This window comes from Halorubrum sp. JWXQ-INN 858 (genome assembly GCF_009806985.1).
Lineage (GTDB): Archaea > Halobacteriota > Halobacteria > Halobacteriales > Haloferacaceae > Halorubrum.
This window is the reverse complement of record NZ_WUAX01000007.1, coordinates 55,415-66,278: the sequence shown is the minus strand read 5'-3', so window position 1 is coordinate 66,278 and position 10,864 is coordinate 55,415. Positions and strand designations below refer to the sequence as shown.

General features: G+C 70.1%; 12 protein-coding genes. 7 read left to right on the top strand and 5 right to left on the bottom strand.

Annotation, left to right across the window (positions count from 1 at the left end):
- On the top strand, positions 1-548 hold a 548-nt coding region (locus tag GRS48_RS05385; RefSeq protein WP_159484324.1), incomplete at its 5' end, for an RNA-guided endonuclease TnpB family protein.
- A gap of 66 nt (positions 549-614) precedes the next feature.
- Here the strand turns inward: GRS48_RS05385 and GRS48_RS05380 are convergent.
- Both GRS48_RS05380 and GRS48_RS05375 read right to left on the bottom strand, forming a co-directional pair.
- Positions 615-1,634: a rhomboid family intramembrane serine protease gene (locus GRS48_RS05380; protein WP_159484322.1), complete on the bottom strand. Its 1,020-nt coding sequence runs from the start codon at positions 1,632-1,634 to the stop codon at positions 615-617.
- A gap of 178 nt (positions 1,635-1,812) precedes the next feature.
- Positions 1,813-4,101, bottom strand: a complete 2,289-nt coding sequence (locus GRS48_RS05375; RefSeq protein ID WP_159484320.1) for an AAA family ATPase — start codon at positions 4,099-4,101, stop codon at positions 1,813-1,815.
- 230 nt (positions 4,102-4,331) lie between these two features.
- Between GRS48_RS05375 and GRS48_RS15320 the strand changes: the two genes are divergently transcribed.
- Positions 4,332-4,466, top strand: coding sequence for a hypothetical protein (locus GRS48_RS15320; protein ID WP_255473066.1), 135 nt, complete (start codon positions 4,332-4,334; stop codon positions 4,464-4,466).
- Positions 4,467-4,484: 18 nt separating this feature from the next.
- On the opposite strand, the gene GRS48_RS05370 is transcribed toward GRS48_RS15320, so the two are convergent.
- Together GRS48_RS05370 and GRS48_RS05365 are read right to left on the bottom strand one after the other, a co-directional pair.
- Complete coding sequence (locus GRS48_RS05370; protein WP_159484318.1) at positions 4,485-4,724, bottom strand: hypothetical protein; 240 nt, start codon at positions 4,722-4,724, stop codon at positions 4,485-4,487.
- Positions 4,725-4,737: 13 nt separating this feature from the next.
- Positions 4,738-5,196 (bottom strand): DUF5796 family protein, encoded by a 459-nt coding sequence (locus GRS48_RS05365; protein WP_159484316.1) that lies wholly within the window; start codon positions 5,194-5,196, stop codon positions 4,738-4,740.
- Between the two features lie 202 nt (positions 5,197-5,398).
- Here GRS48_RS05365 and GRS48_RS05360 point away from each other — a divergent pair, with 202 nt between their 5' ends.
- The 5 genes from GRS48_RS05360 to GRS48_RS05340 all read left to right on the top strand — a co-directional run bounded on the left by GRS48_RS05360 (position 5,399) and on the right by GRS48_RS05340 (position 9,219).
- The gene (locus GRS48_RS05360) at positions 5,399-6,748 is read left to right on the top strand and encodes a hypothetical protein (RefSeq protein ID WP_159484314.1); all 1,350 of its coding nucleotides are present in this window, start codon (positions 5,399-5,401) and stop codon (positions 6,746-6,748) included.
- Positions 6,748-7,209, top strand: a complete 462-nt coding sequence (locus GRS48_RS05355; RefSeq protein ID WP_159484312.1) for a hypothetical protein — start codon at positions 6,748-6,750, stop codon at positions 7,207-7,209. Before GRS48_RS05360 ends, GRS48_RS05355 begins: the two co-directional genes overlap by 1 nt.
- A 100-nt stretch (positions 7,210-7,309) precedes the next feature.
- Entirely contained in the window at positions 7,310-7,948 is a 639-nt protein-coding gene (locus GRS48_RS05350) for a hypothetical protein (protein WP_159484310.1), read from the top strand.
- 51 nt (positions 7,949-7,999) lie between these two features.
- Complete coding sequence (locus tag GRS48_RS05345) at positions 8,000-8,926, top strand: shikimate kinase (RefSeq protein ID WP_159484308.1); 927 nt, start codon at positions 8,000-8,002, stop codon at positions 8,924-8,926.
- Entirely contained in the window at positions 8,923-9,219 is a 297-nt protein-coding gene (locus GRS48_RS05340) for a chorismate mutase (protein ID WP_159484306.1), read from the top strand. The genes GRS48_RS05345 and GRS48_RS05340 overlap by 4 nt, the downstream gene beginning before the upstream one ends.
- 11 nt (positions 9,220-9,230) lie before the next feature.
- Here the strand turns inward: GRS48_RS05340 and GRS48_RS05335 are convergent, their stop codons facing one another.
- Complete coding sequence (locus GRS48_RS05335) at positions 9,231-10,607, bottom strand: hypothetical protein (protein ID WP_159484304.1); 1,377 nt, start codon at positions 10,605-10,607, stop codon at positions 9,231-9,233.
- Positions 10,608-10,864 lie beyond the last annotated feature (257 nt).

The window sequence follows — 10,864 nt, the reverse complement described above, 5'->3', positions numbered from 1 at the left end:
CGGACTCCGAGCAGGCCACCCGGCTGAATCAGAAGAAGTCGGCCCGCCGCACCCACTACTTCCACATCCTCTCCAAGCACATCGTCCAACGGTGTGTTGACGAGGAAATTGGAACGATCGTGGTGGGCGATCTCTCCGGCATCCGTGAAGATGAGGAGAACGGCGAGTCAACGGACTGGGGCAAACACGGTAATCTTGATCTGCACTCGTGGGCGTTCGACCGGTTCACCGACCTTCTCGAATACAAGGCGGAGATGGAAGGCATCACGGTCGAGCACGTGTCTGAGCGGGATACCTCGAAGTCGTGTTCGTGCTGTGGCCGGAAGCATGACGCGAACCGTGTTGAACGCGGACTGTATGTCTGCGATGAGTGCGGTACAGTGGCGAATGCAGATGTGAACGGCGCTGAGAACATTCGGCAGAAAGTATCTCCGAATTTACCGAATCTCTCGGTGAATAGGAGTAACGGCTGGTTGGCACAGCCATCGACGTTCCTGTTTGACAAGGAAACTGGTGCGTTCGCACCTCAAGAACACGTCACGTCGTAAACCACAATATCCCAACCCAGCGGTACGGTGCCGTGGGAATCCTCGCGCTTCAGCGCGGGGAGGATGTCAAGCCCGGTCCCCCGCGATCACCGCGAGGAACGGCACGGAGAACCCGACCACGTAGCCGACGAGGTGCGCGTACACGTTGCTCCCGAACGGGACGACGACGAGCGACCCGATCACGCCGGCGACGGCGACGCTCGCGCCACAGACGTACAGCAGCTCCCGCGGGGCCGGGAGGTCGAGCCCGACGACTCGCGGCCGGCCGCTTCCGGCGAGCAGCGCGGCGGCCGCGAGGACGGCGACGGCCGCGAACAGCGCGCCGACGGCCGGCAGCGCGGGGAAGTAGTCGACGCCGCTCGGGACGGCGAAGACGACCGCGAGCGACCCGCAGACGGCGACGGCCGACCACCGCGGATCGACGCCGACGCGCCGGCGCGGCCGGTTGCTTGCGCCGTCGGTTCCACCTTCCGCGCCATCGGCTCCGCCGCTGTCAGCCGGTCCCGTCTCGCTCGCCAGCGCGGCGAACCAGACGACGACGAGGTAGCCGAGCAGGGCGTTGTTGACGTCCGAAAAGCCCGCGGCGGGGGCGTCGGTGACGCTGCCGAGGACCGCGAGGGTGGCCGCCGCGGAGGCGAGCGGGACGACGGCGAGGTAGATCACGGCCGCGTACAGGAACCGCCGCCGCCAGCCGGCGATCACCGAGAGCGGGTAGGCGACCGCGACGAGCAGCCAGTAGTTGACGACGTTGTCGGCGAGGTGTGACGCGTTCGTGTGGACGAAGCTGGACGCGAAGGCGGTCCACAGCGTCGTCCGGCTCTCGAGGACGCCGTCGGCGGCGAGCGAGAACCGCCACGCCTCGGTCCCGGGGAGGAGCGCGACGGCGACGAGCAGCGCCGGGATCGGCACCGCAACCAGCGCGAGTTCGGCGGTCGGCCGCGACCTGACGGCCGCGAGGACGCCTCGCAGGAGGTCCCGAACCGAGAGGCCGTCGGGGGCGTCTCCGGGGTCGCGGTCCGCGTCCGCGCGGCGATCCCCTTGGTCCGCGCGGCGACCGCCCGCCCCCGACGCGTCGCGCCCGTTCATACCCGGTCGTTAGCGACGCGCTGATAAAGGGGTTCACGGTCCACCGTCCGGGTCGGTCGCGGTCGTCGGCCCCGGACGTGAGGCATCGTTATAAGGGCCGAACCGGCCTCCCTTCGCCCGTTATATACGCCTCCCTCGCCGGACCGACGTTGCCGAGCGACGCCCGTGTCCCCCGACGCTACAGCTGGTTGGCGGAGACCGCGGTCAGCGCCGCCGTGAAGTCGTCGTCGGTGATCCCGACCTCGTCGGCGTGGTCGTTGGCCGCCGCACCGTGTTCGTCGGCGACCCGTTCGATCGCGGTCAGGGCTGCCTCCCGGCAGACGGCGGCGATGTCGGCCCCGGAGTAGCCCTCCGTCTCGTCGGCGAGTCGGTCGAGGTCCACGCCGTCGACGAGCGGTTTCTCGCGGGTGTGGACGTCGAGGATCTTGCGGCGCGCGTCGCGGTCGGGCTCCGGGACCTCGATGTGGGTCTCCAGCCGTCCCGGGCGCAACAGGGCCGGGTCGAGCGCCGGGCGACGGTTCGTCGCCGCGATCACGACCAGGTTCGGGTTGTCGCTGGCGCGGTCGAGTTCGGTGAGCAGCTGGGAGACGACGCGCTCGCCGACGCCGGAGTCGCCCCCGCCGGCCGCGTCGCGGTCGGCCGCGATCGCGTCGATCTCGTCGAAAAAGAGGATGACGGGGGCCGCCTGGCGGGCCCGGTCGAACAGCTCCCGAACCGCCTTCTCGGACTCGCCGACGTACCGGTCGAGCAGCTCCGGGCCGGCGACCTGGATGAAGTTGACCCCGCTCTCGCCGCCGATCCCGCGCGCGAGCAGCGTCTTCCCGGTCCCCGGTGGGCCGTGGAGCAACACGCCGGTCGGCGGGTCGGCGTTCGCCGCGTCGAAGAGGGGACCGTACGTCAGCGGCCACGTCACCGCCCGCTCCAGCTTCTCCTTCGCTTCGGGCAGCCCCCCCACGTCGTCGAAGTCCGTGGTCGGCCGCTCGGCGACGTACTCGCGCATCGCGCTCGGCTCGACGGCGGCGTGGGCGGCCTCGAAGTCCGCCTTCCCCACGACGACGGACGCCAGGAGCTCGTCCGCCTCGCGGGCGCGACGCAGCGCGGTCATCGCGGCCTCCTGTGCGAGCCCCTCGATGTCGGAGCCGACGAACCCGTGCGTTCTGGCCGCGATCCGGTCGAGGTCGACGTCGTCCGCGAGTGGCATCCGGCGGGTGTGGACGTCGAGTATCTGTCGGCGTCCCGCCTCCCCCGGGACGCCGATCTCGATCTCGCGGTCGAACCGCCCGCCGCGTCGGAGCGCGGGGTCGAGGCTGTCGACCCGGTTGGTCGCGCCGATGACGATGACGTCGCCGCGGGCGTCGAGCCCGTCCATGAGCGAGAGCAGCTGGCCGACGACGCGATTCTCCACGTCGCCGCCGTCGTCGCGTTTACCCGCGATGGAGTCGATCTCGTCGAAGAAGACGATAGCCGGCGCCTCCTCGCTCGCGCGCTCGAAGACGTCCCGGAGCCGCTCCTCGCTTTCCCCCTTGTACTTCGACATGATCTCCGGGCCGTCGATGGTGATGAACGTCGCGTCCACCTCGTTGGCGACCGCGCGGGCGATGAGCGTCTTCCCGGTCCCCGGCGGGCCGTACAGCAGCACGCCCTTCGGCGGGTCGACGCCGAGCCGCGTGAACACCTCCGGCTCCGACAGCGGGAGCTCGATCGTCTCGCGCACGAGGTCCAACTCCTCGTCGAGTCCCCCGATGTCCTCGTAGGTAGCCCCGGCGGTGTGCTCGGCCGGCGGGTCGATCCCCTCGCCCGTCACTGGATCGTCGGCCGTTCGGGCGTCGGCCGTTCGAGCGTCGGTGTCGGGAGGCGAGCGGTCGCCCGTCGGGGCGTCCGGGCGTCCCGCGCCCCCGCCGCCTCCGCCGCCTCCGCGCCCCTCGGTCCCGGCTGCGCCCGCAGCGGACGCGTCGTCGCCGTCGGCGTAGCGCACCGCGACGTCGGTCGCGGTCGTGATCCGCACGGTGCCGGTCGGGTCGGTGTCGGTGACGACGAACCGGAGCCCGCCGAGGCGCTCGACGTGGACCGCCTCCCCCCGGCTGAGGGGGCGGTCACGGAGGTCGCGGACGACCGCGCGTTCGACGGCTTCGTGGCTCACGTCGACGCTCGCGAGCCTGGCGGGTGCCGTCAGGGTCACCCGGTCGGCGTCCACGACGTCGATCGGCACCACTTCGACGGTGTCGCCCACCTTCACGCCGGCGTTGGCTCGGGTGTCGGCGTCGATGAGGACGAAGTCGTCCCGCGCGTCCGGCCCGCCGGGCCACACCTTCGCGACCGCGGAGCGCTCGCCTCGGATACGGACTGTGTCGCCGCTGAGGAGGCCGAGTCGCTTGCGCGCGGGCTCGGGGAGCCGGGCGATACCTCGTCCCGCGTCGCGCTTCTCGGCGGCACGGACCGTGAGACGGACGCCAGCGGTATCGTTCATACCACCCGTTCCGGCGCGCGAGCCTTTACTGTTGTCCGATCGGGAGCGCTCTCGTCGTCCGATAGACGGGGTCGCGGCGCGACTGGCGGCGCGGAGTCGGTCACGAGCGGCGGTCGTTGCCGGCCGCACGAGGGTGGGCGCTGGCGGCACGGTGACGGTCGTTGGCCGCGACACGAGAACGGTCGCTGACGGCGACAACGGTTTCCTCCCTCGGCATGATATAGTTACACATGGTCACGACGACACGGCGTGACGACATGACGTGGTTCGCCTGCGAGGCGTGCGGGCTCCTGTTCGACGACCGGGCGGACGCGGAGACACACGAGCGGTCCTGTGAGGGCGACGAGCCGGACTATCTCCAGTAGCCGCGCCCGGCGCCGTCGCTACCCGTCGACGTGCTCGTCGAGCAGCCGCTCCGCGTAGTCGGCCGACTCCGCGAGCGTCCAGCGGACCGTGACGGCGTCGCCGTAAGCGAGCGCCTCCTTCAGCTCGTCGCGGAGGATCCCGGTGCCGAACCCGACGGACTCGCCGTCGGCGTCGCCGAGCTCGTACAGCGCGTAGCGGGTCGGGGCGCTGCGGACGGTGGCGCGGTCGAGGTCGCGCCAGGGTTTCGCGAGGCTCATCGGTCGTTTCGACTCACCGGTCGCCGTCCAGCCCGTCCTCGGGGGCGGCGACGATCTCGAAGCTCCCCTCGGTCCACTCGTCCTCGACGAACACGAACACGCGGCCGCCCGCGACCTCGGGGTCGGCGATCACCTCGCTCCGCTGGCCGGTCCGCGTCACGACGACGCCCGGGAACAGCTCCTCGCGATCGCCGGACTCCAACACGACGCGGCCGACTCCCGAGTCGCGGAGGATCTCCTCGTCCGTCTTCAGATCGTTGACGTACGTCATCACGCCCTCGGTCCCCGTCGGGTCCGTGACGAGGACGTGCGTCTCCTTGCCGGGCCCGGTCGTGAGCGCCCCCTCGACCGCGTCGGGGACGCCGTGGTACAGCGTCGTCCGCCCGTCGAGATATTCGACGACGACGCCCTCCTCGCGGAGCTCGATGCCGATCGACGTCGGCGGGACGTCGCCGCGTGCGTGTGCTGACATGGGTCCGGGTTGGGCGCCGTCGTTGAAAAGGGACGCGCTCGGGGCCGACGTCGACCGTCCGCTCGTCGACGCGGCGGTCGTTCGCTCGCCGACACGGCGGTCGTTCGCTTGGCGACGCGGCGGTCGTTCGCTTGGCGACGCGGCGGTCGTCCGCCCGGCGGGAGGTGGCCATACTTAAGGCGGGCCCGCGTGGATCCCCGGTATGAGACGGACGCGACGGGGGGTTCTCGGGGTCGCGCTCGCCGCCGGGCTGGCCGGGTGTGCCGGCGTCGACGGCGTCGAGTACCCGGCGGATCCGCCGGCCGACACGCCCGGGGAGACCGTCAGCACCGCCGCGACCGACGCCGACGCGAGCGCGGTCGACGACGTCGCCGGGGGCGGAAACGACCGGCTGGCGGACGCGACGCGCCGGGTCGTCGACGACGCGCTCTGGTTCGCGACGGAGTACGAGGCGGCGGTCCGGACGTATCGCGCGGCGATCGCCGACGTCGTCGCCGAGGCGGACGACGTCCGGGAAACCGTGCGCGCCGACGAGGCGGTCACGGTGGCGCTCGCCGACCGGTTGGCGGACGCGGGGACGAGCGCGGCCGACCGCGCCGGCGACGCCCTGGAACCGCACTTCACCCCGCGGGCGCGGATCGCGGCGCGGACCGAGCGACACGTCGAGGTGCTCCGGAACTTCGCCGACCGGGACGACGTCGATCGGTTCCTCGAGGAGCTCGACCGGATGCGCCGCGGCTTCGCCGGGATCGGAACCCGCCCGTACGTCGAGCGCGCGTTCTCCCGGGATCCGATCCACAACCGGCTGCTTCACCGGCTCCTCGACCCGCTACCGGCGGACGCGGCGGCGCGCGAGGCCGTCCTCGAGACGACGCTCGTCGAGCTCGGCGTCGCGAACGAGGGGTTCACGACGGTCGCACGTCGGCCGTACGACCGTGACGCGTACGACCGCGACCAGATCCCGCGGGTGTACGGGGACGCGATCGACGGCGACCGCCGCGACGAGATCCGAGCCCGGCTCGGGCCGGTCGTCCAGCCGGACGATCGGACGGCGGAGCTGTTCGTCGTCTTCGGGGACCGGCCGCAGCCGCGGACGAACCCGGCGGACGCCTTCGAGGGGTGGTATCACGACCTCGGCAGGACGGTCGTCCACGTCCAGCGGTACCCGGATGCCGCGGTCGCCGCCCGGCGGCTGGACGCGGTCACCGCGGCCGGCCGGACCGAGGACGTCGAGCCGATCGACCCGGAGGCGGATCGGGCGACTACGGAGGGGGGATCGACCGCGGAGGAGGGATCGACCGCGGAGGAGGGATCGACCGCGGAGGAGGGATCGACCGCGGAGGCCGGCGACGACGCCCCGACCCGCTGGCATCGGTACCTTCACCACGAGGCGCGCGGGGAGCGCTACCGCTTCGACGACCACGCGGGGGTCCAGTACGGCTACGTCGTGCGGGCGGGGGAGTTCCTGCTCGCGACCGGCTTCTCCGGGGACGCCTGGGAGGAGCGGGCGGGGTGGCAGGGACCGCTCGCGAACGGGTGGGCGATCCGCTGATGGACGTCGACGAGGTCGGTCTCGTTGTCGCCGTGTTCGCCGCCGTCGGCGTCGGCGTCGGAATCGCCGGCGTGGCGGCGACCGGCTGGGCGGAGGCCGCGTTCGCGACGGAGGCGGGCGGCGACGCCGGGCGATTCGGCCCCGTCTTCGTCGCCCAGCTCTACCTCTCGGTGACCGCCGCGGCGCTGGTCGGCGCGCCGGTTCTCGCCGGGACGATCGGGCTGCTGGTCGGCTCGCGCTCGTATCGCGTGGGCGCGGCCGCGGCGACCTGCGGGCTCGGTTCCGGCGCGGGGGCGCTGTTGTACGGGCTCGTCGTCGTCGCCCTCGTCGTCGCCACCCAGGGCAACGCCGCGACGCAGGCGTACGGGTTCACGGACGCCCTGGGCCCCGTCGTGGGGGTAGCCGTCGGATCGGCGCTCGTCGGATCGATCGCGGGCGCGCTCGGCTCCTGGGCGGGGTGAGCGACTGACTCCACCGGAACCGACCGATGCTGCCGAAGCCGACGGACGCCGTCCGCCCCGGATACCTACCTTTAATTCCCCCGCGGTCGTCGGGTCGACAATGCCCCGACGGATCCCTCGCCGCCCGCTCCTGGCGGCCGCCGTCCCGGGCCTGCTCGCCGGCTGCTTCGAGGAGGCCGACGGGACGCAGTACCCGTCCGACGAGGACGGGAGCCCCGACGCGAACGGCGAGGGCGGCTCCACGACCGGGGGAGACGACTCCACGGCAGTGGACGACGACCCGGACTCCGACGGCGGGTCGGACGGGTCCGGATCCGACGCGAACGGCGATGCGGATGGGAACGCGGGAACCGACCCGGAACCGACGGTTCCGGACCGCGTCGACCCCGAGGACGCCGGCGTCACCGTTACCGACGCCGAGGTCCTCGACGTCGCGGAGGGCGGGTACTGGACGACCGTGACGGCGCGGCTCGTCGTCGAGAACGACGGTCGGTTCACGTACGGACTGCTCGAGTTCCGCGCCGACGTGTACGCGACCCGGCCGAACTCCCGCGACCGTGACGCCGTCGGGTTCGACTACGTGACGGAGCGGTTCCCCAGCGGCGACCGGTTCGCGGTCGGACGGCGACCGCTCGAGGTCGAGGTCCGGTTCCGGAGCCGCGACGGCGGTCTCCGCGCCGATCCCGATTGGTACGCCGTCGACGCCGCGGTGCGTCGCGCGGAGCCGGGGACCGACTGAGACGCTCGCCGGGACCGCCAACGCTTTGGGCCCGCTTGACGGCGTGCGTGTATGGAGGGACGGGCAGCCGCGCTCGGCGCGGGCACGGTGTTGAACGCGCTCGCGACGGGCACCGGCGCGGCGTTCGGGCTCGACGTCGAGACGCGCGCAACGGTCGACCTCGACCCCGGAGCCGCGGCGGTCGACGGAGCGATCGCGGAGGCGCCGGCGGCCGACACCGAACTGATCGAGCGCTGTGTCGCGCTCGCGACCGACCGGTGGGGCGACGGTGAGGGCGGCACGGTTCGCACCGACAGCGACGTCCCGCTCGCGGCGGGGTTAAAGAGCTCCAGCGCGGCCGCCAACGCGACCGTCCTCGCGACGTGTGCGGCGCTCGGGCTGACCGTCGGGGACGACGCCTCGGACCCCGACGTCGACGTGACGCGGATCGAGGCCTGTCGGCTCGGCGTCCGCGCCGCTCGCGACGCCGGGGTCACCGTCACCGGCGCGTTCGACGACGCCACGGCGTCGATGCTCGGCGGGGTCTGTCTCACCGACAACGCCGCCGACGAGCTCCGGCTTCGCGAGCCGGTGACGTGGGACGCGCTCGTGTGGACCCCGCCGGAGCGCGCGTACAGCGCCGACGCCGACGTCGACCGCTGTGAGCGGGTCGCGTCGATGGCCGATCTGGTCGCCGACCTCGCGGTCGACGGTCGGTACGCCGAGGCGATGACCGTCAACGGGCTCGCGTTCTCGGCCGCGTTGGGGTTCGACACCGACCCGGCCGTCGAGGCGATGCCTCACGCGGCCGGCGTCTCGCTGTCGGGGACCGGGCCGAGCGTCGTCGCCGTCGCGGAGCGCGACGACCCCGATAGCGACCTCGACGCCGTAGCTGACCTGTGGGGCGAGCGATCCGGGACGCTTCGCCGAACGACGACGCGAAACGATGGGGCTCGGGTCCTGGAGAGCCCCGACGGAACCGACGACACCCGACCATGACCACGAACACATCCGACCCAGAGGAGATGTCGCTCGACGAGCTGCGCCGGGAGATCGAGGACATCGACCGCGAGATCGTCGAACTGATCGCCCGCCGAACGTACGTCGCCGACACGGTCGCGAAGGTGAAAGCCGACCGCGACCTCCCGACGACCGACGAGTCACAGGAGGCTCGCGTGATGGAGCGCGTGGCCGACAACGCCGACCGCTTCGACGTCGACGCCAACCTCGTGAAGGCGATCTTCCGGCTCCTGATCGAGTTGAACAAGGCCCAACAGCGGGAGAGTCGTTGAACGGAGAGTCGTTAGTTCACGCTCTTTGAGAGTTCAGCGCCCGCCTTGAACTTCACTACGTTCTCGGTGTCTCCGTCGTCCACGAGATGTAAACACGACCCATCGAACGGAGTACAGACGCAGTACACCTCGTCATCACCGGCGGAGACGGTCTGAGCGACCTGTTCTGCGAACTCATCATCCAGAAGGACTTGCGCGCGCTCTGCATCGCGGAGCGAGCCATCAAACAGTTGCGAACCGATCGGAGAGACGTCATCAGGCAACAGCCGTCGAATCACGTCTCCGGTGATCTCTCTCCCCGTAGAGACGGGGATATCGACGACGCTTACTCTTCCTGCTCCGCCACCCCGACCCCGAGCCGCTGTTACCACGGTCGTAGAGTTCGAGTACAGACACGACTCATCGATGATCCACCCGCACGAGTAGATGTATTGGTCGTTGCTCCTGTGGCGTTGGACGTGCAGTAGCGCGGGGAACGGACACGGACAGCCTGCCGGTTGTACGAGCACCTGACTGACGATCGTCGACGTGGAGAGTGCAGGACCGTCTTCACGCCCCCACTCGTTTACCTGGTCACCGGTGAGTGGCGTTCCATCGGACGTGACTCCGATCTTCGAGTGCTCGTCGGTTGCGACGGGCGGTGAATTGATGACGCCGACCCCTGCGGGAGATCGAATCAGCTCGAGACTCCCGTAGGTGTGTATCGGTTCGGATATCGCGGTGGACGAGCCGGACCCCCAACAGTACACCTGCCCCTCTGTTGACAGACTGGTCCCAGAGGACGTCTGCTCACAGGACTCGTTCTCGTCGTCGTCATCGTCATCGTCGTCAGCTGCAGCGAGCTCTTCGTACTCGTTCGCTCCCCACGCGTATACGTGATCGTCCGTATCAGCTCGACCGGTGATAAACTGGATAACTCGGTCCGGCGTAATCAGTTCCTCTACCGTCGGTCCTCCACGCGGTACCCGCGCATCGGGGAGGGTGATAACCGCCTGCTCGCGGAGTACGGGGTCGTCTTCGAGGTACTCGTACATCGCGCGTATCTCGTCATCGCTCGCGCCGGTCAGCGACTGTAACCGCTCGATCGAACGGCGTACGTGCGCGTCCGAGTCATCATGCTCATCCGAGTCATCGTCTTCGTCCTCGATTGGCCGCCCGCCGATGCTGCTTCGGCGTTTGTTTGAGCGCACCGAATTGTAGTCGTTGGCTTTCGCCGTGAACGTCGTGTTCGTCATCCATGCTTCGACTTCGATCTCTCCGGAGAGGAACCGTTCTTCGACGCGTACCGTCGGTGCAAATCGCACGGTATCGCCGGCTGTGGCGGGCAGTAGGCGGTCGTCGCGAAGTCCGCCAAACATCGCTGCTGGGGACGCACCCGTGTTCGTCACACTGGAAGCAACGCGGCTAAGGCAACCGCTTAGACTTCCGAGTGCAATGAGGCCGCCGGCTGTGAGAACCTGGCGACGACTAGTGGTGCCATGTAACACACGTCGTTCATCACCGTTCGGTCTTCGTGAGCTCATAATCACGTCCTAGAAGCGCAGGGTTAGCATAAACTTTCTTATAGTTAATAGTCGATGAACAGTTCCGGTGGTAACGGCCTCTTATCGTGCGAGATGGTCCGTTATCACCGCACGACTTCGAC

Bases quoted from the DNA above. Each gene is read 5' to 3' on its own strand.
- GRS48_RS05370 (WP_159484318.1), bottom strand. From the start codon at position 4,724: ATGAGCCTCGCGAAACCCTGGCGCGACCTCGACCGCGCCACCGTCCGC.
- GRS48_RS05360 (WP_159484314.1), top strand. From the start codon at position 5,399: ATGAGACGGACGCGACGGGGGGTTCTCGGGGTCGCGCTCGCCGCCGGG.
- GRS48_RS05355 (WP_159484312.1), top strand. From the start codon at position 6,748: ATGGACGTCGACGAGGTCGGTCTCGTTGTCGCCGTGTTCGCCGCCGTC.
- GRS48_RS05365 (WP_159484316.1), bottom strand. From the start codon at position 5,196: ATGTCAGCACACGCACGCGGCGACGTCCCGCCGACGTCGATCGGCATC.
- GRS48_RS05345 (WP_159484308.1), top strand. From the start codon at position 8,000: ATGGAGGGACGGGCAGCCGCGCTCGGCGCGGGCACGGTGTTGAACGCG.
- GRS48_RS05375 (WP_159484320.1), bottom strand. From the start codon at position 4,101: ATGAACGATACCGCTGGCGTCCGTCTCACGGTCCGTGCCGCCGAGAAG.
- GRS48_RS15320 (WP_255473066.1), top strand. From the start codon at position 4,332: ATGGTCACGACGACACGGCGTGACGACATGACGTGGTTCGCCTGCGAG.
- GRS48_RS05350 (WP_159484310.1), top strand. From the start codon at position 7,310: ATGCCCCGACGGATCCCTCGCCGCCCGCTCCTGGCGGCCGCCGTCCCG.
- GRS48_RS05380 (WP_159484322.1), bottom strand. From the start codon at position 1,634: ATGAACGGGCGCGACGCGTCGGGGGCGGGCGGTCGCCGCGCGGACCAA.
- GRS48_RS05340 (WP_159484306.1), top strand. From the start codon at position 8,923: ATGACCACGAACACATCCGACCCAGAGGAGATGTCGCTCGACGAGCTG.